Raw genomic sequence first — 25274 nt, 5'->3', positions numbered from 1 at the left:
AGCTGAGCCTAGCCGAGTACCTCCGCAGTTGTGACGACAGTCACTAGCGGGGCGTACAGCCTCATGATGTCCAGCGCCTTCGCGTGGCTTTCGTCGTCCGCGCCCGCGCAGGCGTCGGATACCACCGTCACCGCGACGCCCGCGTCCGCCGCTGCCAGGGCTGTCGACAACACGCAGCAGTCCGTCGACACGCCCGCGAGCACCAGGCCCGCGCCGCCGACTCGGGTGGCCATGCGGGCGTTCCACTTGCCGAACGTTGTCGCGACCACAGTGGACGGTGGCTCGAACGGGTCGACCACCTGGTACAGCGGTGCGTCCGGTGGCTGCAAGGCGAACGGCCACTGCTCGTAATACCGGCGCCACGCTCCTTCCGGGTGCGAAGGCGCGACGAACCTCGTGAACACGACGTCGTTGCCGAAGGCCGTCACCAGGCGCTGGATCGGGGGGAGGACCTCGGCGAAGCGGGGGGTGAACCACGGGCTCGACGGGTCGGCGAACACGTTCTGCAGGTCGATGACCGCCAGGATCCTCTTCACGCTGCCTCCTGTTCGCGGACCCGCCGCCGCGTCAGCAACGTCGCCAGGAAGCCCAGGGCCAGCGCCAGCAGCACGCCGAGGTTCGCGAAGGCCCACGCGCCTTCGCGGCCACCGAGCCCGAACGGCTCCAGCAGGTATCCCTGCCACTTCAGCCACTCCGCCGACGTGTTCGTCACCAGGCCCCAGCCGAGCGCCGTCGACACCAGTACCACAGCGATCGGGCCGACGCGGACGTCGCCGTAGCGGCCGGCCGGGTCGAACAGGTCGCGCTCGGCGTAGTCGCGCCGGCGCAGCAGGACGTCCGCCAGCATCACGCCGCACCACGCCGCCACCGGGACGCCCAGCGTCACCAGGAAGCCCTGGAACTGGCCGAGGAACTCGCCGCCGAAGAAGACGATGTAGATCGTGCCGAGGATCATGATCACGCCGTCGACCAGCGCCGCCGCCGGGCGGGGGATGCGCAGGCCCGCCGAGAGCAGGGCCAGGCCCGAGGAATAGATGTCCAGCACCGCACCGCCGACCAGGCCGAGCACCGCGACGATCGCGAACGGCACCAGGAACCACAGCGGCAGCAACGTCGTCAGCGCGCCGATCGGATCCGCCGAGATCGCCTTGTTCAGGTCCGGCGACGAGCCGGCCAGCAGCAGCCCGAACACCAGCAGCACCACCGGCGCCACCGACGCGCCGAACGTCGTCCAGCCGACCACGCCCCGGCTCGACGACGAGCGCGGCAGGTAGCGCGAGTAGTCCGCGGCCGCGTTGACCCAGCCGAGGCCGAAGCCGGTCATCAGGAACACCAGCGCGCCCACCCACTGCTGCGCCGAACCGGACGGCAGCGCGCTGACCGCCTCCCAGTGCACGTCGCCGGCCACGAGGACCACGTAGACGACGGTGAGCACCCCGGTGATCCAGGTGATCCACGTCTGCAGCTTCATGATCGCGTCGAAGCCGAGCACACCGGCGGCGACGGTCAGCGCCGCCACCACGACGAGCGCGACCACCTTCGTCGGTGTCCCGCCGCCCCAGCCGAGGCGTTCGAACACGGTCGCCGTGGCCAGCGTCGCCAGCGCGGCGAGCACGGTTTCCCAGCCGACCGTCAGCAGCCACGAGATCGCCGACGGCAGCCGGTTGCCGCGCACGCCGAACGCCGCCCGCGAGAGCAGCATCGTCGGCGCCGAGCCGCGTTTGCCCGCGATGGCGATGAACCCGCACAGCAGGAACGAGAACAGGATGCCGACGAGGCCGGCGACGAGCGCCTGCCCGAACGAGATGCCGAAGCCGAGGGTGAACGAGCCGTAGCTCAACCCCAGCACCGACACGTTCGCGCCGAACCACGGCCAGAACAGCTGCCGCGGGCGCCCGCGCCGCTCGGCGTCGTCGATCACGTCGAGGCCGTTCGTTTCCACCTCGAGCTTGCGGGAACCGGTCATCGCGTGGCCTCCACCAGCTGGTCGATCTCCTCCCGGCCCGGCGCGGTCGCCGGGCCGCGCCGGGTCACCGAAAGCGCGGCCGCCGCGTTGGCGCGCACGGCGGCGTCGAGGACGGTGCTGCCGCGCAACAGCTCCGCGGCCAGCACGCCGCAGTGCGTGTCACCCGCTCCGGTGGTGTCCACCGCGTCGACCGGGAACCCGGGGACGTCGGTGATCCGGCCGTTTTCGTGGACACGACAGCCTTTCGCGCCCTCGCGGACGACGGCGACGGGCGGCAGCTCGCCCAGCATCTCGGCTTCGCGGGCGGTGCAGCTCAAGATGTCTATGGTGGACAGCAAGTCATGGATGTCTCCAGGATCGATTTCGGTGATGAGCGGGCCGGGGTCGAACAGGATCTTCGAGCCGGGCAGCCGGGGCAGCCACTCGATGAGGGCCGCGCGATTGATCTCGTGCAACCAACTGTATCCGCTGACGTACACGACGTCGTCATTCTTTGGGAGGACCCGGTCGAGCAGTTCCGTCCGCAGCCGTCCTTCGGCGCCGGTACCGGTCGCGAACGTGCGCTCGCCGGTCGCGTCCACCAGCACGACGACGACCCCGGTGTCCATTTCGGACTCCGGTTCGTGCGCCAGTTCCACGCCCTCGGCCGCGAGGGCGGCACGCGCGAGATCGCCGAAGCCGCCGGTGCCGTGGCTGCCCGCGTAAAGCACGCGCGCGCCGGAGCGTGCGGCGGCGGCCATGACGTTGAAACCGCCGCCGGGCAACAAATTCGTCGACGACGCCAGCACATCGCCGCCCGGCGGTGGCAGGGCCGGCACCGCCATGACGAGGTCGAGGACGACCTGCCCGGTGTGTACCAGCCGCCCGGTCATCGGCGGCGCAGCTTCAGGAGTTCGTCGACCAGCGGCCCGAACTCGAGCCGGTTGACGGCGAGCACGGTTTCGACGACGTCGGGGCGGAAGGCGCCGACACCGTGCGTGGCGCCGAGCATCGCCCCGCAGATCGCGGCGACGGTGTCGGTGTCGCCACCGAGCCCGGCGGCCAGGCGCAACGCCGACGGCGGGTCGTCGCCCATGGCCTCGGCCAGCGCGAACGCGGCCACCACGGACTCCTGCGACGCGACCGACGTGCCGATCACCCGCGCGACCGCGTCGGCGACGGCGGCCGGGCCCATGCCCCGCACCCAGTCGCGCGCCCAGCGGATCCGGGCGGCGATCTCCCCGCCGGGGGCCCAGTGCCCGCGTTCCCCGCCGACAACGGCGGCGCGCTCGCCCGCGTCGAGCGCTTCGGCCAGGCTCGCGCCGTCGACCCCGGCGGAGACGGCGGCCGCGACCGCGGCGGCCGACGCGATGCCCAGGCTGGTGTTGTGCGTGACCCGTGCCGTCGCCACGACGGCGTCGACCAGTCGGTGCAGGTCGTGCGACGGCGTCGCGATGCCGACCGGCGTGACCCGCATGGCGGCGCCGTTCGTGGTGCCGGTGCGGCCGGCTTCGTCAGCCGGGACGCCGTCCCGGAGCCGGGTGAGCGCGCGTTTGGTGGACGGCCCGAGCAGGTCCGCGGAACCGCGGCGGACCATGTCGGCCTCCCAGATCAGCAGGGCGTCGGCGAAGACGTGCGGCTCGACCGTGCCGCGGCCGTCGATGAGCAGCCGGGCCAGCAGGACGGCCTGCTCGGTGTCGTCGGTGACCGAGCCGGCGGGCATCGACGGTGCGACCGGCTGCTCGGCGACGGCGGTGAGCAGCCCGGTGACCGGCCCGTAGGTGGCGGCGATGGCGGCGCGGGACATCGACTGCGTCGGCATGCCGAGCGCGTCGCCGACGGCCAGTCCGGTGAACGCGCCGAGCGCCCGGTCCCGCGCGGTCACCGGTGTCCGAACGTGAGGTGGAACTGGAACCGGTCCGGGTCCAGCAGGCTGACGACCCGCTCGACGAGCCGGCCTTCGACGTCGACGGAGGTGCGTTCGGCGCGGAGGAAGAGCTCGCCGATCGAGCGGCCGAGCAGTTCGGCGGCGCAGGCGTCGAGGCGTTCGGTGCTGATCCACTGGTCGCCGCCGACGGAGAGCCGCCCGGCGGCTTCGAGGGTCTTGGTCAGGGACCCGTCCAGCAGGCCTGTCCCGGGGAGGCCGGCGAGCGGCCCGACGGCGGGCACGGTGGCGGTTTCGAGCGAGATCCCGCGCTCGTGCTCCCGCCGCAGCCGCCGCACGGCGACGTAGGCCCGCTCGCCGAATTCTTCCGCCAAGGCCACGTCTTCGACGGCTTCGATGCCGAGCAGTTCGGTGGTGACCGGCGCACCGGCGTCGGCGAGGGCACGGGCCCAGCCGATCCGCTGGTCGAGCTGGACGCCGTCGAAGGTGACGAACGACCCGACGCCGGCCTGGGTGGAGATGAGCTCGAGCTGCTGGAGCTCGGACAGCGCGCTGCGGACGGTGCCGCGGCTGACCTGGTACCGCAGGGCGAGCTGGTTCTCGCCGGGGAGGCGTTCGCCGTGGGCGAGCCGTCCGGAGCGGATCAGGTCGGTGAGGTCCCCGACCAGCTGCTGCCGCTTGCTGTACATGTTCACACCTGTACGCCGTGCGTCCGTGCAGGTCAAGCGGCGACGAGTTCCCGCGGCCGGGCTTCTTCGGCGACCATCATGCCCGCTTCCTTGGCGCTCAGGCCGGCGACCAGCATGATCACCGTGAACGAGCCCACGAAGATGACGGTGCTGAGCCACACCATCGTGGACACCGGCAGGGTGAAGGCCCCGATCACCCGGGCGGCGCTCTCCAGCACGAACCCGACGCCCCAGATGAAGCTGCTGCGGCGCAGGACGGTGTCGAACCGCCGGGTGCCCTGCAGCCGTTCCCAGGCCGCTTCGTGGTCGGCCTTGCCGTGGGTGAGGAAGGGGCGCAGGGCCTTGGTCATGAGCGGCTGCGCGGTGAAGGCGGAGATCAGGATGACCAGCCCGGTGATGCCGCTGCCCAGCGAGTCCTTCGCGATCATCATGCGGGTGTCCCCGGAGACGAAGGTCAGCAGCATGCCGACGACGTTGGTCACGAGGACGACGAGGGCCAGCCCGTTGAGGGTCCGGTTCTTGGCGAACTGGTAGAGGGTCCGGGCGAGCGGGAACACCCCGGAGAGGGCGAGCGCGGTGAAGTCGCTCGCCCCGAGCGAGTGGAGTCCGTAGTAGACGCCGAGGGGAACGGCGATCTCGATCGCGAGGGACTTGAGGGGGGCACCGGCGGCCTGGTTCGTCGTCATGGGAAGAGCTTGTCGCGGCGAGCGGCTCCGCGAGGATGCCGTCCGCCACGACTTCGGGCTGACAGATGTCATGGCCTCACATCCCGCGCCGCCGCGTCGTCGGGTGGGCATGACGACGTTCTTGCGCGGCACGATCGCGCTGCAGACCCTGGTGGTCTTCCTCGCGCCGGTCACCGCCGGCCTGCTGCTGACCACCCCGAACGGGCACGTCCTGCACAGCGCTTCGGCGTACACCGTGTGGGTCGTCGCCGTCGTGCAGGTGGTCGCCGCGGTCCTGGCGTGGCGACCGGGCGGCGGCTCGCCGCGGGCGGTCCGCTACGCGGCCGTGTTCCTGGTACTGGTGACGGCCCAGGTGGTGCTCGGGATCGCGCACGTCACGACCGTGCACGTCCCCCTCGGGGTGGCGCTGTTCGGGGTGAGCCTGGTGCGGCTCACCCGTCAGAGCGCGTGATAATCGCGTGGCTCACGCCGCGGGCACGGTCCACTGCTGGTTCGGCTGGCCGTTGCAGGCCCACAGGAGCACCTTGGTGCCGTTCGCGGTCCCTTGGCCGCTCGCGTCCAGGCACAGGTTCGACTGCACCCCGGCGATCGTGCCGTTCGCGTTCACGGTCCACTGCTGGTTGGCCTGGCCGTTGCAGTCCCAGATGACCACCGGTGTCCCGTTGGCCGTGCCCTGGCCGGACGCGTCGAGGCACTTGTTCCCGTAGACGGTCAGCTGCCGCGACGCCGTGCGGGTCCAGGTCTGGCCCGGCCCGCCCTGGCAGTCCCACAGCTGCAGCTGGGTGCCGTTGGCCGAGGTCGCGTTCGGCACGTCGAGGCAGCGGCCGGACGGCTTGCCGGTGATCGCCCCGCCGCCCGTGGGCGTGCCGTCGGATCCGGTGACCGTGAGCAGGACGGCCTCCCCGGCCGGGACCGAAGCCGCGTAGCTCGAGGCGAAGGTGCCGCGATCGGCCCCGGCCCACACGTCGCGCACGGTGGCCGAGCCCGTCAGGCCGAGGGAAGACCACCGGGCGGTGATCGTCGCGGCCGAGCCGGTGCGGTTGAGGAGCACGACGGCCCGGCGACCGGTGCCGGACAACACCTTTTGGTAGACCTGGAGCCCCGAAGCGTCCTCGGCGACCTTCGTGCCTTGGCGCCCGAGCGAGTCCTGGTCGATCGCGATCATCTCCGGGTTGGTGAGCGCGGCTTTCGTGGCGGCGGTCATCTCGCCGGGCTTGTTGCCCGCGATCAGCGGGGCGCCGGAAATCGCCCACAGGCTCAGGTGGGTGCGGTTCTGCGCGTCCGAGAAGCCGGGCAGGCCGGCGACGAGCATGTCGGGGTCGTTGTAGTGGCCGGGACTCTGCGCGCTCGCGTGCTGGGCGGCGTCGAAGTTGGCCAGCACGCGCGACATCGAGGGCTTCTCGCCCCAGTAGATGATGTCGCCGCTGGTGCGCCACAGGTTGGCGATGGCGGGCGCCCAGTTCCACGGCTGCTGGCCGCCCCACTCGCAGACGGAGAACACCATCGGCCGGCCGGTCTGGGCGGTGGCGCGCGCGATGGAGTCGCTGATCGCGGTGTAGGAGTTGCGGGCGTTGAGGCCTTCCGCCGAGCCGCCGCACCAGTCGACCTTCACGTAGTCGAAGCCCCAGCGGGAGAACTGGAGGAAGTCCTGGTCGTAGTGGCCTTCGGCGCCGGTGCCGGGGTAGGCGGGGTGCCCGGTCGGGTAGTAGTAGCCGCAGCCGTTGCGGCCGGCGTCGGTGTAGATGCCCGCCTTCAGCCCTTTGCTGTGGATGTAGGCGGTGATGGCGGACATCCCGCCGGGCCACTTCGCGGTGTCGACGGTGATGTTGCCTCCCGCGTCACGGGCGCCCGTCCACCAGCCGTCGTCGATGTTGACGTACTCGTAGCCCGCGTCCTTCATGCCGGAGGTCACGAGCGCGTCCGCCTGCCGCTCGATGACGGTGTGGTCGATCGCCCCGGCGAAGGAGTTCCAGGAGTTCCACCCCATCGGCGGCTTGGTGATCGGGGCCGCCGCGGCGGCACTCGACGGAGCCGCGAAGACCACGAGAGCGGACAGCAGGCCCAGGATCGCCGCGAGCACTTTCCACGACGTCCACAAAGGACGGAAGGATCGGCGCGGCGGGGCGGCGGGTGCGGACGCGTGCGACAACGGAACCCCCATCAGCATTGACGGCGAGCCGGGCAGGAGCGAAATGTGAACGCTAACACAAACTCGCTTTTACTGTGCTGCACAGTGAAATTTTCATTTCACGGCCCTCTAAGGCTGGCGACAGCGCCCTCGGCGGAGGTGAGGGCTCGGCGGCAAACGGGGGGCGTTTTGCCGCCGAGCCGAAGCGTCGATGGTCGGGCCGGTCGGGGGGCGTGCCGGACCGATCACCTCAGCACCGGACAAGAGGGCGGGCGGCGGCGATCATGACGTCCGGGGCGGGAAGTCACCGAAACGGGTGACGCTCAGCCGCCGGAGTGCATGTCTTCCGCTTCGGGGACGCAGTCGTCGTCCGGGTCGTCCAGCCAGCCGTGGGGCAGGGTGACCTTGCCAGGAGAGCCCTGACGTCCCCGCGGCCCGGTCGCGGCCTCGGGGAACGGGGCGTCGTGGTCGAGCTGGGCGATGAGGTCGTCGAGCTGGTCCATCGAGGAGAGCATCGCGAAGCCGCGGCGGAGTTCGGAGCCGACCGGGAAGCCCATCAGGTACCAGGCCATGTGCTTGCGGATGTCGCGCATCGCCTTGTCGTGGCCGTCGTGCTCGATGAGGAGCTCGGTGTGGCGGCGGAGCACCTTCGCGACCTCGCCCAGGTTCGGCGGGGTGGGCAGCTCGCGTCCGGCGAAGGCGGCTTCGAGCTCGCCGAACAGCCACGGGCGGCCGAGGCAGCCGCGGCCGACGACGACACCGTCGCAGCCGGTTTCGTCGACCATGCGCAGCGCGTCGGCGGCGGAGAAGATGTCGCCGTTGCCGAGCACCGGGATGCTCGTGACGGCTTCCTTGAGCTCGGCGATCTTCGTCCAGTCGGCCTGGCCGGAGTAGCGCTGCGCGGCGGTGCGGGCGTGCAGGCTGACGGCGGCGGCGCCTTCGGCTTCGGCGATGCGGCCGGCGTCGAGGAAGGTGCGGTGGTCGTCGTCGATGCCGATCCGGAACTTCACCGTGAACGGCGTGTCCCCGGCCGCCTTCACGGACTCGCGCACGATGGCTTCGAACAGCTTCCGCTTGAACGGCAGCGCGGCTCCGCCGCCCTTGCGCGTCACCTTCGCGACCGGGCAGCCGAAGTTGGAGTCGACGTGGTCGGCCAGCCCCTCGCCGACGATGATCCGGACGGCTTCGGCCATGGTCTTCGGGTCGACGCCGTAGAGCTGCATGGACCGGGGCTTTTCGTTCGCCCCGAAGGTCATCATGTGCATGGTCCCGGGGTGCCGTTCGACGACGGCGCGGGCGGTGATCATTTCGCACACGTAGATGCCGGCGCCGTACTCGGCGCAGAGCTGCCGGAAGGCGACGTTGGTGATGCCGGCCATGGGGGCGAGCACGACCGGCGGATCGACCTCGTAGGGGCCTATCTTCAGGGCGGGCTTGCTCAAGGTCGCGGTCACGTCCTCCATTGTCGCCTGTGGTGTCGATCACACCAGTTCGGGCTCACTTGTCCCAGACCGTGACGTCTCCCGTGACTCCTCCGTCGATGCGGTCGCTCACCCCGGTGACGTCGATCCGGAACACCCGGCCCTCCGGGGTCCGGCCGCACACGTGGGTGCCCTTCTCGGCGCCGCTGATGTACGCGGCGCCGTGCTCGTCGACCGCCGATCCGCAGCCCGCGCTGTCCGGGGTTCCGCTGCTCGTCCACACCGCCAGCTTCCCCGCGTCGTGGTAGCTCTCGAACACCCCTCCGGTGCCGCCCACGATGTACGTGTCACCCGTGCGCTTCGGGGGGTTCAAGTCCAGGTTGAAGCGGCCGAACTCCAGGTGGCCCTGGTAGTAGACGGTTGCCGGGGCGGCCGCCTTGGTGCTCTCCGCCGCCGGAGCCGGCGAAGCGGCCGCGGAGCTGCTGACGGCGGGCGAATCGTCCTTGAACAGCCCGCCGAAGTCGGCGATACCGGTCAGCAGTGCGCCGATCGCGCCCATCAGTGCGACGGCTCCCGCGATGCACCCGGCCTTCTTCGCCTCCGCCATCACTCCCCCTCACGACGTAATCGCTTGGTCACTTTAGACAGGCATAGGGTTCGGCGTATGACGAACGCGCCCCTCCGCTGGGGAATCATGGGTACCGGTGGAATCGCCGCCGCCTTCGCCCGGGACCTGCGGCTCACCGAGTCCGGTGTGGTCGCCGCGGTCGGGTCACGCTCGGCCGGGAGCGCCGAAAGGTTCGCCGGCGAGCTGGGCATCCCCACCCGGCACAGCAGCTACGAAGCGCTCGCGAACGATCCGGACGTCGACGTCGTCTACGTCGCCACGCCGCACCCGATGCACCACGCCAACGCCCGGCTCGCGCTCGAAGCCGGGAAACCCGTGCTCGTCGAGAAGCCGTTCACGATGAACGCCGGCGAGGCCCGCGACCTCGTCGACCTGGCCCGGGCCCGGAACCTCTTCCTCATGGAGGCGATGTGGACGCGCTTCCTGCCGCACATCCGGCACATCCGCGAGCTGGTGCCGCAGCTCGGGGACGTCGTCACCGTCGCCGCCGATCACGGGCAGTGGTTCGCCGAAGACCCCGCCTTCCGGCTGTTCGCTCCCGAACTGGGCGGCGGTGCCCTGCTCGACCTCGGGATCTACCCCGTCTCGTTCGCGTCGATGATCCTCGGGCCGCCCGAGCGCGTGGCCGCGATGGCGACGCCCGCCTTCACCGGTGTCGACGCCCAGACGTCGATGCTGTTCGGCTACGAGAGCGGGGCGCAAGCCGTCCTGACCTGCACGTTGAGCGCGGTCTCGCCGACCACCGCGACGATCGTCGGCACGGACGCGCGCATCGAGGTCGACGGGCCCTTCTACGCTCCCGCCTCCTTCACCGTCATCCCGCGCGAAGGGGAGCGAAGCCGCTTCGAATACGTCGATGAGGGCCTTGGCCTGCGGCACGAGGCCGACGAAGTGGCGTTCCGGCTGGCCGCCGGGGAGACCGAGAGCCCGCTGATGCCGCTGGACGAGACCGTCTCGATCATGACGACCATGGACGAGGTGCTGGCCGCGACCAGGACGTGACCCGGGATTGAGTAGTGCTACGGATTCGCAGGTGGACGCCGGTGCGTGACCCTGTCCGGTATGACCACCGAAGCAGATGTGCTCCTCCGGCTCGCCGGCGAGATCGACGACCTGGGGCGTCGTCTCGCCGTGGTGGGTTCCGAACTGCGGACCGTCCGGGAGGTGCAGCCGCAGCAGGCAGCGCAACCGCAGCCTGAGCCGCAACCCCAGCCCCAGCCCCAACCGCAACCACAGCCCCGGCCGATGCGGCCCGAATCGGTCCCCTGGCCGCAGTACCAGTGGCAGCCGCCGCCTCAGCAGCCGTACGTCCCGCCCCAGCAGCACTACTACGGTCCGCCGCCGTCGCCCGCCATGCCGGCTCCGCGGCCGACGCTGGGCGAAAAGCTCGGCCGGGAAGGCGCCGGCAGCCGCGTGCTCGCCTGGGTGGGCGGGGCCGTGACGCTGCTCGGCGTCGTGCTGCTGCTCGTGCTGGCCGTGCAGCGGGGCTGGCTCGGTCCGGTGCCGCGGGTGCTCGTCGGTGCCGGGTTCGGGCTGGCGCTGGCCGGCGCCGGCGTGTGGCTGCACCGCAAGCCCGCCGGCCGCACCGGCGCCTTCGCACTGGCCGCCACCGGCATCGCGACGCTCTACCTGGACGTCGTCGCCGCGACCTCGCTGTACGAGTTCCTGCCGGTGCTCGCCGGGCTCGCGGCCGGGCTGGCGGTCGCCGTCGGCGGGCTGCTCGTGGCCGTGCGCTGGGAGTCGCCGCTGCTGGCCACCGCCGTCGTCATCGGCTGTGTCGTGTGCTCGCCGATGATCGTGCGCGGGTTCACCCCCGAACTGGTCACCTTCCTGCTGATGGTCCAGCTCGCGACGGCGCCGGTACGGCTGCGCCGCGACTGGCCGTCGCTGACGCTCGCCGCCGGCGTCCCGCCGCTGCTCGCCTCCGTCATCAGCACGGCGTGGCTCGGCGGGGGCGGCAGCTGGGCCAACACCGCCGCGGCCGGCGGCACCGGGGTCACGTCCGTCGTGCTCGCGCTGATCGTGCTGCGCCGCCGCGAGAACGACCCCGCGGCCCTTTCGCTGCTGGCCACGGCGGTGGTGCCGGCGCTCGTCGCGGCGGTGCTGCTGCCGAAGGCGCAGGCGGTGCCGATCACCGCCGGAGCGGGCGTCGTGCTGCTCGCCGTCTGGGCGGCCCGCCGCTGGTGGCCCGGGTTCGCCGGGCAGGTGGCCGGGCTGGCCGGGTTGGTCGCGCTCCTGCAGGCGACGGTCACCCAGTTCGACGGCCCGGCGCGCGCCGGGGTGCTGCTCGGCGAGGCGTTGCTGCTGGCCGTGGCCGCGGTGGGCGGCCGCAACCGGGGCGCGCTCGCCGCCGCGCTCGGGTTCGCGGCGATCGGTGGCCTGCTCGGCGTGGCCTTCGACGTCACGCCCGCGCTGCTGATCGTGCCCCGCACCCACGCGGTCGCCGAGCTGGCCGGCGCGCTCGCGGTCGCCGCGCTGATCCTCGCCGTGTCGGTCGTGCTGCCGTGGGCCGCCGCGCGCCTGGCGGTGTTCCGCGGCCCGGCCGAAGACCTGCCGATCTGGCTGCTCGCCGGGGTTTCGGCGCTCTACGGCGCCGCCGGGGTCGTGCTCTGCGGGGCGCTGCTGGCGGTCCCCGGCCGGACGGGGTTCCTCCTCGGCCACGCGCTGATCACGGTGTCCTGGACGATCGCGGCGCTCGTGCTGCTGCTGCGCGGGATCGACGTCGCCGCGCTGCGGGTGACCGGGCTGGTCCTGGTCGGCGCCGCGGTGCTCAAGCTGGTGCTGTTCGACCTGGCGGCGCTGGACGGCCTGGCCAGGGTCGGCGCGTTCCTCGGTGCCGGGCTCGTGTTGCTGGCGGCCGGGACGCGGTATGCGCGAAGGGTCGCGTCGCGCTAGTGTCGCGCGTCGCAGGTTGTTGGGCGTTCGGGGTGGCTGGAACCGGCTCGCTCCCCGAAACCGGCCCTGCCAGTGCGGGCTTCCGGCCGCGGCGATGCAGTGAATGACTCATTCACTGCATCCGACGACATGAATGAGTCATTCACTGCATCGGACCAGCCGCCAGGAAAATCGCCTGGCTGACCACCGTCACGCCGAAGGGGCGTCCCGCGCCCCGGCCCCTGTGGTTCGTCCTCAACAGCGACTCCCGCGGCGGCTCGATCCTCGTCGTCACCGGGAAAGCGCACGTGGAGGCGGGCAAGCCTTCAGAAGCGCCCGGGTACCTCGACAAGTACGGCTCCCACTTCGCGGGGATCGGCTTGACCGCGGACGGGTTCGACGCCAAGTACTCCGTCCGCATCCGCGTGGTGCCCGAGCGCTCCTGGGGGTTCTGACCAGTCCATTTCGGACGGTGCGGGGCCGGGGGTTCGTGGGAAAGTCACGGATTCGCCGCCGTGTGGACACTCCGGTGTCCGGTTATTGTGCTTTCGTGCCCGAACACACCGGCGAAACCCGCAACGAACAGCTCACGCGCAACGTCGGCGAGCTCCTTCAGGAACTGCGGGTCGCGCAGGCGGGAGTGCAGATCCTCTTCGGCTTCCTGCTGTCGGTCGTGTTCACCGACCGGTTCCACGACGCCAGCGGGTTCGAGAAGTCGCTGCACCTGTCCGCGGTGGCGCTCGCGGTGGCGGCCACAGCCTTGCTGACCGCGCCCGCGGCGTGGCACCGGCTGCTGTTCCGCACCGGCAGCCGGGAACGGATCCTGACCGTCGGCAACCGGTTCGTGCTGGTCGGGCTGGTCTGCCTGGCCCTGGCGATCACGTCGACGGTCGCGCTGATCGCCAAGGTGGTCTACGGCTGGATCGCCATGCTGATCATGGCCGTCCTGTGCGTTCTGATCTTCGGGATCCTCTGGTTCGTCATGCCGTTCCGGCTGAACCCGGCCAACGGCGTTCAGCCGACGGGCCCGCCCAAGTAGAGCGTGTCCTCCTGGACGAAGCAGAGCGGGTTGCCGAACGGGTCGTCGGCGTAGAAGGAGCGTTCGCCCCAGAACTGGGTCTCGATGGCGTCGTCGGCCCAGCGGGGCCCGGCGGCGCGCACCCGCTCGAACGTCTCCTCGACGTCCTCGACCGCGAGGTAGACGATCCGCGGGTCCCGCTGCGGGCGCGGCTCGCGGTGTTCGAGCGGCGCTTCGACGCAGGCCAGCACCACGCCGCCGCAGGTGAAGTAGTGCCGGTTGACCGCGATCCGCTCGCCGGGGTCGCCGAAGACGGCGGCGTAGAACGCGACGGCGACCTCGATGTCGTCGACGGGCTGGATCAACCGGAACACCCGGGGGCCGCTCATGCGGGCACAGTACCGCTGTTCATCCGGTGTTCGGCAGCAGTTGCCGGGGTGGTCGGAAGGCGCCCGTAGCTTCCGGCCCGTGACTGACACTTCTCGCCGGACCTTCCTCCTCGGCGCACCGGCCGTCGCCGCCGCGGCGACCCTGCCGAACGTCCTCGGCGCGCCGGCCGCCCAAGCCACCGGCCGGCACCGCCCGGACGCCGAAGATCCGCGCTTCACGCTCGTGGTCATGCCGGACACGCAGTACCTGTTCGACGAGGACCGCGGCGACGCGGCCCCGCTGGACGCCTCGCTGCGGTACGTCCTCGAAGCCGATGACGACAACGTTGTCTTCCTCGCCCACCTCGGCGATCTCACCCAGAACGGCCGGGCGGACGAGTTCGCCAGGATCAGCCGGTCGTTCCAGGCGCTCGACCGCCGCCGGTTCCCGTACAGCACCCTCGCGGGCAACCACGACATCGACGGCTCGAAGGACGACCAGCGCGGCGCCTCGCCGTACCTCGACGCGTTCGGCCCGCAGCGCCAGCGCAACTCGCCGACGTTCCGCGGCGCGACGAAGGACGGCTACAACAGCTACCACGTCTTCCGCGGCGGCGGCCGCGAGTGGCTGCTGCTCGCCCTCGACTGGCGGCCCTCGGCGGGCGGCCTGAACTGGGCGAAGCAGGTCCTCGCGCAGCACCCGACGCTCCCGGCGATCCTCACCATCCACGAGCTCGTCTGGGCCGACGACAACGCCCAGGCGCAGTTCTCGACGTTCGGCGAGCACGTCTGGCAGGAGCTGGTGCAGGGCAACGACCAGATCTTCCTCACGCTCAACGGCCACTACTGGCCGACCGGGCGCACCGTCCGGAAGAACGCCGCCGGGCACGACGTGCACGTCCACCTCGCCAACTACCAGGATCGCTACTACGGCGGCAGCGCGATGGTCCGGCTCTACCAGTTCGACCTCGCGCGCGGCGTGATCGACGTCCGGACCTTCTCGCCGTGGCTGGCCGCGCAGGACCACCTGAGCGAAATGCAGCAGGTCGAGGTCGAGCGCAGCGGCTCGGCCGACTACTTCAGCCTGGAGATCGACTTCGCCGAGCGGTTCAAGGGCTTCGCGCCGCCGCCGGTCCCGCCCGGGCGGCCGGCGAAGCAGCTGCTGGTGCCCGGAACCGTCGCTTACTGGCGGTTCGAAGGCGGTCAGGACGGCAAGGCGGTGCCGGACGACGTCGTCGTGCGCGACCAGACCGGCCGCGGCAACGACCTCACGCGCGTCACCGCGCCCGGCAGCGGGCCGGACGCGCTGAAGTACTCGAACGAGTTCTCGCCGCGGCAGCCGTCGCGGGCGAGCCTGCGGTTCGACGGCGGCCGCGACCCCAGCCGGGGCGCGTACCTGCGGACGGTCGACGCGGCCCCGATCAACAAGCTCAAGTTCGAACGCGGCTACACCGTCGAAGCGTTCTTCCGACTGCCCGCGAACTTCAAGGACGGCCACCACGGCTGGTGCGGCCTGTTCGCCCGGCAGGGCAGCGGCGCGGCCGCGGGCAAGACCGGCGACGACCCGCAGGAATCGGCGGCCACACTGTCCCTTTCGGACGGTGGGGAGCTGCAGTGGGCGGTGTACCCGCTGAACCAGGACCGGACCTCGACGAACTGGGGCCACGAGCTGCCGGTGGAGAAGTGGTGGCACGTCGCCGTGGTCAACGACGGCCGGCGCACGACGATGTACGTCGACGGCTGCCCGGTGGTCCGGAACCCGGCCACGCCCGCCGTCGGGCTCGCCGATCCGGGCGGGTCGTGGCTGGTCGGTGCGTCGTCCTACGGCGGCAAGGTCGACCGCAGTTTCGCGGGGCTGCTGGGTGACGTGCGGGTGGTCGACCGGCCGCTGAACCCGCGTGAATTCATGCTGGGCTGAGACACTTGACAGCGGGTGGACAATAAAAAATCGGCGTGCTCTCTGACTGAAACATGAAACATCAGGAGAACTCGCCGAACTTGATAAGAGTCTAACCGCTGTGAGGGGAACTTGTCAAACCAGGGGTACGACGAGGAATTGCGGGAAGAACGGGCCTACGTCGCCGCGCTGTACGAGCGGCTCGACCGCGAGCGCGCGGCGGCGCAGGCCCGGTACCACGGTGCACTCGGGCAAACCGAAGTGACGCCGGGGGAACGGGAGGACGACGTCCGCTGCCGGTCGCGGGAGGCGGCCCGGCTGGACGTCGCCGACAACGGGCTGTGCTTCGGCCGGTTGGACGCCCTTTCGGGCGAAACCAGCTATGTCGGCCGGGTCGGTCTCTTCGACGCCGAAAACGACTACGAACCGTTCCTGCTGGATTGGCGGGCGCCGGCCGCGCGGCCGTTCTACGTGGCCACGGCGGCGCGGCCGGAAAACCTGCGCCGCCGCCGTCAGTTCCACACGATGGGCCGCCGGGTCCTCGATTTCACCGACGAAGTGCTGCTGGGCCTGCCGGGCGACACCGAACGCGGGGACGCGGCCCTGCTCGCGGCCGTCAACGCGCCTCGCGGCGAGGGCCTGCGGGACATCGTCGCGACGATCCAGGCCGAGCAGGACGAGATCATCCGCCTCGGCCACGCGGGGGTGCTGGTGGTCGAAGGCGGCCCCGGCACCGGCAAGACGGCCGTCGCCCTGCACCGGGTGGCGTACCTGCTCTACACCCGGCGTGCGCGGATGTCGCGCAGCGGCGTGCTCGTGGTCGGGCCGAGCCCGCTGTTCCTCGACCACATCGGCCGCGTGCTGCCGTCGCTCGGCGAGACGGACGTCGTCTTCTCGACCACCGGCGACCTGGTGCCCGGGTTGCACGTCACGGCCGAGGACCGGCCGGAAGTGGCGCGGCTGAAGGGATCGCTCGAGATCCTCGACGTGCTGGCCACCGCGGTCGCCGATCGCCAGCAGGTGCCCGGTGAGCCGGTGTCGATCGACCTCGGCGACGTCACCGTGGAGCTCGATGCCGGACTCGTGGCCCAGGCCCGGCTCGAGGCGCGCGGGACCGGGCTGCCGCACAACGAAGCCCGGGTGGTCTTCCGCGAGCGCGTCGTGGCGCTGGTCGCCGAGCGCGGCGTGGCGAAGATCGGCGAAGGCTGGCTGACTCGGGCGGACCGCGGGTTGTGGGCGGACCTGCGGGCGGAGGTCCTCGACGAGCTCGCGGAACACGAAACTTTCGAGACCGCCCTCGACGAGCTGTGGCCGTACCTGACGCCGGAGACGTTGCTGGCGCCGCTGTACGAGTCTCCGCGCCGGCTCGCGGCCGCCGGGGCCGATCCGGCGTTGTTCCGCGCGGACGGCGCGGCCTGGACGGTGTCGGACGTGCCGCTGCTCGACGAGCTGGCCGACCTGCTGGGCCGGGACGAGGCCGAGGATCGCGCCGCCGCGCGCCGGCGGGCGGAAGCCGAGGCCGAGTACGCCTCCGGCGTCATGGACCTCCTGAAGCTGGACGCCGAGGAGCTGGACGAGGACGTCGCACTGGTCGCCGAGGACCTGCTCGACGCCGACGTGCTGGCCGGGCGGTTCACCGAGCGCGACACGCGCGACCTGGCCGAGCGGGCGGCCGCGGACCGCGACTGGACGTACGGGCACGTCGTCGTCGACGAGGCCCAGGAACTGTCCGAAATGGACTGGCGGGTGCTGATGCGGCGCTGCCCCAGCCGCTCCTTCACGATCGTCGGGGACCTCGCCCAGCGCCGCTCGGCGGCCGGGGCGACGGCGTGGGGGCCGGTGCTCACGCCGTACGTCGGCGACCGCTGGCTGTACCGCGAGCTGACCGTGAACTACCGGACCCCGGCGGAGATCATGACCGTCGCGGCCGCGCTGCTGGCGCGGTTCGCGCCGGCCGTGCGGCCGCCGGAATCGGTGCGCGCGTGCGGGGTCCGGCCATGGTCCAGACGAGTGACGGCCGACGAGCTGTCCGACGCCATCGACGACTTCGTCCGCGACGAGGCCGGCCGCGAAGGCACCAGCGTCGTGCTCGGGCCGCCGGGGGTGCCGGGAACGATCCCGGCCGCGGCGGCCAAGGGACTGGAGTTCGACGCCGTGCTCGTTGTCGAGCCGGAGCGGATCCTGGCCGCGGGCCCGCGTGGCGCGGCGGAGCTCTACGTCGCGCTCACGCGCGCCACGCAGCGCCTCGGGGTGCTGCACCGGGATCCGCTCCCGGTGGCGCTGACCGGCCTCGCCGAGGCCGGGGTGCCCGCCAAGGCCGGGCACCGGCGGTTCCAGTAGGGAACGGGGGTGGCGGGCGGCGGCGCCCGTCATCCCCGGCCGCTACGCCGTGAGCCGGCCCCAGGAGTAGTTCTGCTTGGCCAGCTTCAGGTACACGAACAGCTCGGTCCCGGACACGCCCGGGATCTTGCGGATCTCTTCGCCGAGCACGTCGAGCATGTGGTCGTCGTCCCGGCAGACCAGTTCGGCCAGCAGGTCGTAGCGCCCGGCGCACAGCACGACGTAGTGCACGTTCGTCAGCTCGGCCAGCTTGTCCGCGACTTCCCGGGGATCGACGCCGTCGACGTTGATGCCGACCATGGCCTGGCGCGTCAGGTCCACGTTGGCGGGGTCGGTCACCGCGACGATCTGCATCAGGTCGTCGCGCAGCAACCGCTGCACGCGCTGGCGGACCGCTCCCTCCGAAAGCCCGACCGCCTTGGCGAGCGCGGTGAACGAGGCCCGGCCGTCCTTCTGGAGCAGGTCGATCAGTGCTCTGTCCGTATTGTCCAGCGCGCGCGCACGTGTTTCGTCACCCATGCCGTCCCTCCCTGTGTTTCGGCATGTGATTTGTCAAGTGCGCAGCGTATCGAGACCTGCGGAGAAAGCGAGCCCTCTGCGTCAGCTTCGCGCGATTCGACGTGCACGCCGCGCTCAGCCGAGGAATCGGTGGTCGAAGCCGAAATCGGCAAGGCTTTCCGAGGCGGTTTTGTGCGCCCGCGCACAGCCGGACGCGCGCACCCGCCCACGCCGGGTAGCGTCTGGCCGCCCGGTCGTACCGGCAACCCCCATTTCCCGGCACCCCAGGAGGATCCCCGCATGTCGGAGGCCGTGGCGCTCGGCGCCCCCGCCGTTCCCGCGAAGGGACTGCGCGGCGGCGCGCTGGGCATGGTGTCGTCGATGGTCATCGGGATGTCGTCGACCGCGCCGGCGTACTCCATCGCGGCCACGCTCGGGCTGATCGTGCTGGCGGGCACCGGGTTCAAGGCGGCCGCGTTCGTGCTGCTTTCCTTCGTGCCGGTGCTGTTCGTCGCCTTCGCCTTCCGCGAGCTGAACACCGCGGAACCCGACTGCGGCACCAACTTCACCTGGGCGGCCCGCGCGTTCGGCCCGCACGCCGGGTGGTTCACCGGCTGGGTCGTCACGGTCGCGCAGCTGCTGGTGATGAGCAGCCAGTCCGCGCTCACCGGCCGGTACACGCTGCTGCTCTTCGGCGCGTCCGCAGCGGCGGACAACCGGTGGGTGACGACGGCGATCGGCGCCGCCTGGCTGCTGGCGCTGTGCTGGCTCTGCCACCGCGGCATCGAGGTGTCCGCGCGGGCGCAGTGGATCCTGCTCGGCGTCGAACTCGCCGTCCTGGTGCTCTTCTCGGCCGTCGCGCTGGTCCGCGTCTTCGACGGCACGGCCGGGCCGCAGGCGTCGCTGCCGCGGCTGGACTGGCTGTGGCCGGGCGGGGTTTCCGCCGGGACCGCGGTTTCGGCGGTGCTGCTGGCCGTGTTCATCTACTGGGGCTGGGAAAGCTCGCTGTCGGTCAACGAGGAGTCCGCCGATCCGCGGCACGCGCCGGGTCGCGCCGCCGTGCTGTCGACGGTGTTGCTGGTGCTGAACTACCTGCTCGTGACGGTCGCCGCGCTGGCCTTCGCCGGGATCGGCGCCGACGGGATCGGCCTGGCGAACGAGACCAACTCCGAGGACGTCCTGGCCGGCCTGGGCGGCGCGGTGTTCGGCGACGGCGGAGGCGGCAAGGTCCTCGGCGTGCTCCTGATCGTTTCCGTGCTGACCAGCGGCGCGGCCACCAGCCAGGCGACGATCATGCCGGCGGCGCGCACGACGCTGTCGATGGCCAGTCACGGTGCCCTGCCGCGGTTCTTCGGCCGCGTGCACCCGCGGTTCCGGACACCGACGGTGGCGACCTGGGCGTTCGGGCTGGTGTCGCTGGCCGTGTACGTGCTCCTCGCGCTGGTCAGCGACCACGTGCTGGCGGACTCGGTGGACGCGGTCGGGCTGACCATCGCCATCGAGTACACGATGACGGCGCTGGCCTGCGTGTGGGTGTTCCGCCGGACGCTGTTCGCGAGCGTCCGCAACTTCGTGCTGCGCGGGCTGCTGCCGTTCACCGGCGGCGTGTTCTTCCTGGCCGTGCTGGTGTTCGCGCTGATCGAGTACGCGCGGCCGGACGCGGGCGAGACGACGGTGTTCGGCATCGGCGGCGTCGCGGTGATCGGCGTGGTGTCGATCGTGCTCGGGGTGCCGCTGATGTTCGCGGTCCACCGGGCCTGCCGCGGCTTCTTCGCCGGCCGCCGCCTGCCGCGCGGGTTCGTGCCGCGCGGCGACGACAGCATGGTCAGCACGGTCAGCGTCGTCAGCTCAGATCGCGTCGGCTGAGGTCTTCCTCGGTTTCGCGGCGCACCAGCAGCGTCGCGACACCGTCCCGCACGCCGACCAGCGGCGGGCGGCCGACCTGGTTGTAGTTCGACGCCAGCGAGTGGTGGTACGCGCCGGTGCACGGCACGGCCAGGAGGTCGCCCGCGTGCAGGTCGGCGGGCAGGCTGATGCCGTCGGCGAGGACGTCACCGGCTTCGCAGTGCCTGCCGACCACGGTCATCGGGACGCGCTTCGCCGTCGAACGCCGTCCCACCAGGCGTGTGGTGTACCGGGCGCCGTAGAGGGACGGCCGGGCGTTGTCGCTCATGCCGCCGTCGACCGCGACGAACGTGCGGCTGCCGCGCTTGACCGCGCAGACGCGGTAGACGGTGATCCCGGCGGGCCCGACGATCGCGCGGCCGGGCTCGATCGTCAGGCGGGGCAGGGGAAAGCGGTGTGCCGCGCATTCGTAGGCGAGCGCGACGCGCAGGCGCCGCGAGTAGCCGCCGAGGTCGAACGCGGGCTCGCCGCCGACGTACGGCACCGCGTGCCCGCCGCCGAGATCGAGCTCCCGCAGCGTGACGCCGTGGGTGTCGCGGATCCGGACGAGCACCTCGGCCATCCGCCGCGCGGCTGCCTCGTACCGGTCGATTCTGGTCACCTGGGAGCCGATGTGGCAGTGCAGGCCCTGAAGCCGCAACCCGGGTTGCCGTTTCACGGCCTCGACGGCGGCGTCGACGTTGTCGGGAACGCCGTCGAGGAGCGAGAAGCCGAATTTCTGGCCTTCGGTGCCGGTGCTGATGGCGGTGTGCGCCCCGGCCGTGACGCCGGGCGTCACCCGGATCATCACCTGCTGAGCGCCGTGGGCGAGCGCGCCGAGCTGCTCGATCTCGTCGAGCGAGTCGACGACGATCCGCCGGACGCCGTAGCCGAGCGCGGCCTTGAGGTCTTCAGGCGTCTTCGCATTGCCGTGCAGCAGCATGCGCTCCGCGGGGAAGCCGACCGAACGCGCGACGGCGATCTCACCGGCGGAACAGGTGTCGAGTGACAACCCCTCTTCGGCGACCCAACGCAGTACGGCTCGCGTACAGAGGGCCTTGCTGGCGTACGCGACTTCGACGTCCGGCAGCGCTTCGCGGTACTCGCGTGCGGTGTCGCGGACCTGCTGTTCGTCGATGAGGTAGGACGGCGTCCCGAAGCGGGCGGCGAGGTGGCTGACGGGCGCGCCGGCGAAGAGCAGCTCGCCGTCTTCGCCGATTCGGGTACTTCGCGGCCAGACTCCTGGCTCGAGGTGATCGGCGGCTTCGCAGCCGAGGCTGGGAAGAAGCTCACTGAGCGTCACGGGTGCCTCCGGGCATCACGGCGGATCGGATGTCGCCAGGACACCCCCGCGGGCGCCGTCGGAGATCACCCGTGAATGCCGTCCTGACGGCTTCCGGGCGCTCGCTGACGCCTTGTTAACGCGCGAGTAACATCGGCCACAGCACGGCTGACCTGCGCAGAGCGGCTGCTGGGCCCGGGATGGGTGGTCGGGGTGCGTTCGGCGCGCCCGCTGTGCTGCCGAGCGGGATCCGGCGGCTGGGTTGGTTCGGCTGCCTGCCGGGTCGCGGACCGAGCGATTCCCGAGGACGAGCACCCGGTGATGCGCAGCTGCACCGGGCGCGGCCGCGAGCCGACCGGCCCGGGGCGGCGCGCATCGTGCGCCGGCCCCGCGTCGGCCGGGTTCGGTCAGGAGGCCTGGTGGTCCGCCGCCGAGCCGCACACGCAGCCGCGGTCGGCTCCCTGGCCGGCCGTCGTGGCGGCGCAGTAGCGGCGGGCGATCGCGTCGTGCGTGCCGAGGGGGTGCGGGCAGCTCGGGCACTGCGTGCCGTTGCGGGAGACCTCCGGCGCGTCGGGCACCGGGGCCGTCACGCTGCCACCTTCGCCGTCCGCAGGGGCTCGCTCACCGCGTGGAGGTGCTGCAGCACGTACCCGTACGAGCGGGCCCAGCCGCACTCGGCGTAGGAGATCTCGTGCCGGGCGCAGAAGTCCCGGACGATCACCTGCGCGTGCTTGAGGTTCGGCCGGGCCATGCTCGGGAACAGGTGGTGCTCGATCTGGTAGTTCAGCCCGCCGAGGGCGAAGTCGGTCACCGGGCCGCCGCGGATGTTGCGCGAGGTCAGCACCTGCTTGCGCAGGAAGTCGAGCTTGTGCCCGGCCGCCAGCATTTCCATGCCCTTGTGGTTGGGCGCGAACGAGCAGCCCATGTACAGCCCCCACAGGAACTGGTGCACCAGCACGAAGATGATCCCGGTCAGCGGCGACAGCACGATGAACACCGCGGCGAGGTAGGCCACGAGGTGCGCGATCAGCAGCGCGGACTCCAGCTTGTGCTTGCGGACGTCCCCGCGCCACACGGCTTTCACGCTCGAGACGTGCAGGTTGAGACCTTCGAGCAGGAGCAGCGGGAAGAAGAGGAAGGCCTGGTACTTCGCCACCCAGCGCAGGAAACCGCGCTTCTGCGCACTCTGCGCCTTGCTGAACGCGAGCGCGGCGATGTCGACGTCCGGGTCCTCGTCTTCGTGGTTGGGATTGGCGTGGTGCCGTGCGTGCGTGCCGATCCACCAGCCGTAGCTCAACCCGGTGAGTCCACCGTGGACCAAGCCGGTGGCGTCGTTCGCCTTGCGGCTCTGGAAGATCTGCTTGTGCCCGGCGTCGTGGCCGATGAACGCCAGCTGCGCGAAGACCATCGCGAAGAACGCGGCGAGGAACAGCTGCCACCAGGAGTCACCGAGGTAGACGAAGGCGACCCAGCCGCCGCCGAACGCGGCGAGGTTCAGCCCGATCCGCACGCCGTAGTAGCGGCGGCGGCGGCGCAGCAATCCCGCGTCCTTGATGAGCCGCGACAGCTCGGCGAAGTCACTGCCGGGCATCGCGGGAGTATCCGAAATTTGCGTAGGAGTCATCGGCGCACCGCTCTGGTTAAGTCGTAACGGCTTGTCCAGCAACGGTTTCCAGCCCTGACGGGGTCTGGGTCCGGTTCGGGAAAGGGCACTGGGGCCTGGTCGCGGTGGTACCGCGTCCTCCCCACAGCCTCCCACCCGGCGCTCTCGTTGGCAATTCCCCGCTGACCGCCGAAGAGGTGTACAGTCAGCCACATCGGGATGACGGTGATCTACCACACACCCGAGGCCTTCCGGCCGGTTCGCCTGGCCGGAGACAGGAGTCGCAGCCGGGTTCGTGAACCCGTTCGTCTCGCAGCCGTGCCGGCCGTTCGACCGGCGAGCAGCCGCCCGCAGTCGCGCAGAGTGACGCCCGGGGCGCCCAATCAGGTTGCTACAACGAGGTTCGTGTCCCGGAGACTCCTGTCAGCGGGCGGCTCGTCGACGAGCCGGGGTTCGGCAGTGTCGCCGCCCCCCGACCCGCCGACGAGCCGCCATTCACAAGAGGCCCCACGAGGAAAGCAGTCCGGAGAGCTGTTCCCGTTCGGCGCCGGTCAGCAGCCGGCTCGGCGGGCGGACGTCCGGGCGGCACAGTCCCAGCTGGCCCAGCGCGTCCTTGACCACACTGACGTTGTTGGCGTTCCCGTTGGCGGCCCGGAGTTCTTCGAACGGCCGGATCCGCTCCCAGACGGTCATCGCCGCCGGGTAGTCCCCTGTGGACAGTGCGTGGACCATCTCCAGCGAGATCGCCGGGTCGACGTTCACCAGCCCGGACGTGAAGCCGGTGGCGCCGACGGCGAAATAGCCGGGTGCCGAGAGCTCCGCCAGTCCCGCGATCCACACGAACCGGTCGAAGCCCGCGTCCCGGGCGACCGAGCCGAACCGCACCGGGTCCGGCACCGCGTACTTCACCCCGATGACGTTCGGCGCCGCCTCCCCGAGCGCGCGCAGCTGCTCACCGGCGATCGCCGGGTTGCGGACGTAGAGCACGACGCCGAGTTCCGGCACCGCCGCGGCGATCGTCGCGTGGTAGTCGACCCAGCCGTCGCCGGAGATGTACGGGTGCACCGGCTGGTGGATCATGATCATGTCGGCCCCGGTGTCCCGCGCGTGAGCCGCGGCCCGCGTCGCCGACGCGACGTCGTGGCCGATCCCGGCGAGCACGCTCGCCCGGCCCGCCGCGGCTTCGACGGTGACCTCGAGGCATTGCCGCGCTTCGCTCGCGTCGAGGGCGTAGAACTCACCGGTGTTGCCGTTCGGCGTCACGACCTCGATGCCGCCGGTGATCAGCCGGTCCACCAGCTTCGCGTACGTCTGGCCGTCGACGGCGCCCTCGGCGTCGAACGGCGTGACCGGGATGGCCACCACCCCCGACAGCCGCCGCCTCTGCTCCTCGAACGTCATCGGGCCCCCTTCGGATCGCCGGTCTCGGTGGTGCGTTCGCCGGGCAGCCCGAAGGCGACCCGGTCGATGAAATCGGTGATGTGCTGGCGCAGCAGGTGCTCGGTCTGCCGGGCGTTGCCGCTCTCGGCGGCGTTCAGGATCGCCCGGTGTTCGGCCGCTTCGCCCTGCCAGGTGGGGCTGATGCCCCAGCCGGTGACGGTGATCAGCGCGGCCTGGTCGCGCAGCCCGTCGAGGACCTCGACCAGCAGCGGGTTCCCGCACCCGGCGTAGAGCGCCCGGTGGAACAGGCGGTTCGCCAGGCTGGCCTTCGCGCGGTCGCCGGCGGCCGCGCCGGTCTCGACCCCGGCCAGCACCTGCCGCGCTTCGCCGAAGTCCGCGCCCCGCTCGACCGCCCGCCGGACGGCTTCGGGCTCCAGCAGCGCCCGCAGGTCATAGACCGCGTACGCGCTCTCGGCGTCCATGACGCGGACCGCGGCCCCCTTGTACGTGCTCATCGTGACCAAACCGGAACCCGCCAGGATCCGCAGGGCCTCGCGCACCGGTGTCTTCGACACTCCCAGCAGGGCGCCGACCTCGGCTTCGACGAGCGTTTCGCCGGGCCCGAACTCCCCGCTCAAGATCGCTTCCTTGATCGCGTCACGCACGAAATCCGTCCGCGAGACGGGCGGCGGCGGCCTCCGGGCCGAAGAAGTGCTCGCCACTGGCATGTCCGATCTGATATACGATG

The 25274-nt window shown here is 71.4% G+C and carries 24 protein-coding genes; 8 read left to right on the top strand and 16 right to left on the bottom strand.

The window, feature by feature from the left end:
* Positions 1–8: 8 nt before the first annotated feature.
* Genes AB0F52_RS05335 through AB0F52_RS05310 form a run of 6 tightly spaced genes read right to left on the bottom strand, consistent with a single transcriptional unit; the run spans position 9 to position 5205 of the window.
* A complete protein-coding gene (locus AB0F52_RS05335) occupies positions 9–536 on the bottom strand; it encodes an isochorismatase family protein (protein WP_360164821.1) in 528 nt (175 codons plus the stop codon).
* The gene (locus AB0F52_RS05330) at positions 533–1966 is read right to left on the bottom strand and encodes a cytosine permease (RefSeq protein ID WP_360164819.1); all 1434 of its coding nucleotides are present in this window, start codon (positions 1964–1966) and stop codon (positions 533–535) included. Before AB0F52_RS05330 ends, AB0F52_RS05335 begins: the two co-directional genes overlap by 4 nt.
* On the bottom strand, positions 1963–2838 hold the full coding sequence (locus AB0F52_RS05325) for a PfkB family carbohydrate kinase (RefSeq protein WP_360164817.1): 876 nt from the start codon (positions 2836–2838) through the stop codon (positions 1963–1965). The genes AB0F52_RS05330 and AB0F52_RS05325 overlap by 4 nt, the downstream gene beginning before the upstream one ends.
* Positions 2835–3830, bottom strand: coding sequence for an ADP-ribosylglycohydrolase family protein (locus AB0F52_RS05320; protein ID WP_360164815.1), 996 nt, complete (start codon positions 3828–3830; stop codon positions 2835–2837). Before AB0F52_RS05320 ends, AB0F52_RS05325 begins: the two co-directional genes overlap by 4 nt.
* Positions 3827–4519 (bottom strand): GntR family transcriptional regulator, encoded by a 693-nt coding sequence (locus AB0F52_RS05315; protein WP_360164813.1) that lies wholly within the window; start codon positions 4517–4519, stop codon positions 3827–3829. Before AB0F52_RS05315 ends, AB0F52_RS05320 begins: the two co-directional genes overlap by 4 nt.
* A gap of 32 nt (positions 4520–4551) precedes the next feature.
* Complete coding sequence (locus AB0F52_RS05310; RefSeq protein WP_360164811.1) at positions 4552–5205, bottom strand: VC0807 family protein; 654 nt, start codon at positions 5203–5205, stop codon at positions 4552–4554.
* Positions 5206–5314: 109 nt separating this feature from the next.
* Here AB0F52_RS05310 and AB0F52_RS05305 point away from each other — a divergent pair, with 109 nt between their 5' ends.
* The gene (locus AB0F52_RS05305; RefSeq protein ID WP_360164809.1) at positions 5315–5656 is read left to right on the top strand and encodes a hypothetical protein; all 342 of its coding nucleotides are present in this window, start codon (positions 5315–5317) and stop codon (positions 5654–5656) included.
* Between the two features lie 12 nt (positions 5657–5668).
* Here the strand turns inward: AB0F52_RS05305 and AB0F52_RS05300 are convergent, their stop codons facing one another.
* The 3 genes from AB0F52_RS05300 to AB0F52_RS05290 form a co-directional block, all read right to left on the bottom strand.
* Positions 5669–7285, bottom strand: a complete 1617-nt coding sequence (locus AB0F52_RS05300) for an RICIN domain-containing protein (protein WP_360164807.1) — start codon at positions 7283–7285, stop codon at positions 5669–5671.
* Between the two features lie 371 nt (positions 7286–7656).
* On the bottom strand, positions 7657–8796 hold the full coding sequence (gene dusB, locus AB0F52_RS05295) for a tRNA dihydrouridine synthase DusB (protein ID WP_360164805.1): 1140 nt from the start codon (positions 8794–8796) through the stop codon (positions 7657–7659).
* Between the two features lie 34 nt (positions 8797–8830).
* A complete protein-coding gene (locus tag AB0F52_RS05290) occupies positions 8831–9361 on the bottom strand; it encodes a hypothetical protein (protein ID WP_360164803.1) in 531 nt (176 codons plus the stop codon).
* A 57-nt stretch (positions 9362–9418) separates the two neighbouring features.
* Between AB0F52_RS05290 and AB0F52_RS05285 the strand changes: the two genes are divergently transcribed.
* The 4 genes from AB0F52_RS05285 to AB0F52_RS05270 all read left to right on the top strand — a co-directional run bounded on the left by AB0F52_RS05285 (position 9419) and on the right by AB0F52_RS05270 (position 13295).
* The gene (locus AB0F52_RS05285; protein ID WP_360164801.1) at positions 9419–10384 is read left to right on the top strand and encodes a Gfo/Idh/MocA family oxidoreductase; all 966 of its coding nucleotides are present in this window, start codon (positions 9419–9421) and stop codon (positions 10382–10384) included.
* 60 nt (positions 10385–10444) lie between these two features.
* The gene (locus AB0F52_RS05280) at positions 10445–12277 is read left to right on the top strand and encodes a DUF2339 domain-containing protein (RefSeq protein WP_360164799.1); all 1833 of its coding nucleotides are present in this window, start codon (positions 10445–10447) and stop codon (positions 12275–12277) included.
* A 140-nt stretch (positions 12278–12417) separates the two neighbouring features.
* Positions 12418–12711: a pyridoxamine 5'-phosphate oxidase family protein gene (locus AB0F52_RS05275; protein WP_360166535.1), complete on the top strand. Its 294-nt coding sequence runs from the start codon at positions 12418–12420 to the stop codon at positions 12709–12711.
* A 95-nt stretch (positions 12712–12806) separates the two neighbouring features.
* The gene (locus AB0F52_RS05270) at positions 12807–13295 is read left to right on the top strand and encodes a DUF6328 family protein (RefSeq protein WP_360164797.1); all 489 of its coding nucleotides are present in this window, start codon (positions 12807–12809) and stop codon (positions 13293–13295) included.
* On the opposite strand, the gene AB0F52_RS05265 is transcribed toward AB0F52_RS05270, so the two are convergent.
* Positions 13271–13663: a VOC family protein gene (locus tag AB0F52_RS05265; protein ID WP_013230691.1), complete on the bottom strand. Its 393-nt coding sequence runs from the start codon at positions 13661–13663 to the stop codon at positions 13271–13273. The genes AB0F52_RS05270 and AB0F52_RS05265 overlap by 25 nt on opposite strands.
* A gap of 79 nt (positions 13664–13742) precedes the next feature.
* On the opposite strand from AB0F52_RS05265, the gene AB0F52_RS05260 reads away from it, so the two are divergent.
* Together AB0F52_RS05260 and helR are read left to right on the top strand one after the other, a co-directional pair.
* Positions 13743–15560 (top strand): LamG-like jellyroll fold domain-containing protein, encoded by a 1818-nt coding sequence (locus AB0F52_RS05260; protein WP_360164795.1) that lies wholly within the window; start codon positions 13743–13745, stop codon positions 15558–15560.
* Positions 15561–15671: 111 nt separating this feature from the next.
* Positions 15672–17879 (top strand): RNA polymerase recycling motor ATPase HelR, encoded by a 2208-nt coding sequence (gene helR, locus AB0F52_RS05255; RefSeq protein ID WP_360164793.1) that lies wholly within the window; start codon positions 15672–15674, stop codon positions 17877–17879.
* A 42-nt stretch (positions 17880–17921) separates the two neighbouring features.
* Here helR and AB0F52_RS05250 read toward each other — a convergent pair whose 3' ends face one another.
* Entirely contained in the window at positions 17922–18398 is a 477-nt protein-coding gene (locus AB0F52_RS05250; RefSeq protein ID WP_360164791.1) for an Lrp/AsnC family transcriptional regulator, read from the bottom strand.
* A gap of 279 nt (positions 18399–18677) precedes the next feature.
* Between AB0F52_RS05250 and AB0F52_RS05245 the strand changes: the two genes are divergently transcribed.
* The gene (locus AB0F52_RS05245; RefSeq protein WP_360164789.1) at positions 18678–20243 is read left to right on the top strand and encodes an APC family permease; all 1566 of its coding nucleotides are present in this window, start codon (positions 18678–18680) and stop codon (positions 20241–20243) included.
* Here the strand turns inward: AB0F52_RS05245 and lysA are convergent.
* From lysA to AB0F52_RS05220, 5 genes are all read right to left on the bottom strand, one after another.
* Positions 20221–21564: a diaminopimelate decarboxylase gene (gene lysA, locus AB0F52_RS05240; RefSeq protein ID WP_360164787.1), complete on the bottom strand. Its 1344-nt coding sequence runs from the start codon at positions 21562–21564 to the stop codon at positions 20221–20223. The genes AB0F52_RS05245 and lysA overlap by 23 nt on opposite strands.
* A 386-nt stretch (positions 21565–21950) precedes the next feature.
* Entirely contained in the window at positions 21951–22133 is a 183-nt protein-coding gene (locus AB0F52_RS05235; RefSeq protein WP_360164785.1) for an RGCVC family protein, read from the bottom strand.
* Complete coding sequence (locus tag AB0F52_RS05230) at positions 22130–23134, bottom strand: acyl-CoA desaturase (protein WP_360164783.1); 1005 nt, start codon at positions 23132–23134, stop codon at positions 22130–22132. The genes AB0F52_RS05235 and AB0F52_RS05230 overlap by 4 nt, the downstream gene beginning before the upstream one ends.
* Before the next feature lie 507 nt (positions 23135–23641).
* The gene (locus AB0F52_RS05225; protein ID WP_360164781.1) at positions 23642–24547 is read right to left on the bottom strand and encodes a dihydrodipicolinate synthase family protein; all 906 of its coding nucleotides are present in this window, start codon (positions 24545–24547) and stop codon (positions 23642–23644) included.
* Positions 24544–25248, bottom strand: coding sequence for a GntR family transcriptional regulator (locus AB0F52_RS05220; RefSeq protein ID WP_360166532.1), 705 nt, complete (start codon positions 25246–25248; stop codon positions 24544–24546). Before AB0F52_RS05220 ends, AB0F52_RS05225 begins: the two co-directional genes overlap by 4 nt.
* Positions 25249–25274 lie beyond the last annotated feature (26 nt).

This window comes from Amycolatopsis sp. NPDC024027, from assembly GCF_040638975.1.
Taxonomy (GTDB): Bacteria; Actinomycetota; Actinomycetes; order Mycobacteriales; family Pseudonocardiaceae; genus Amycolatopsis.
This window is presented reverse-complemented; position numbering and strand designations above follow the sequence as displayed.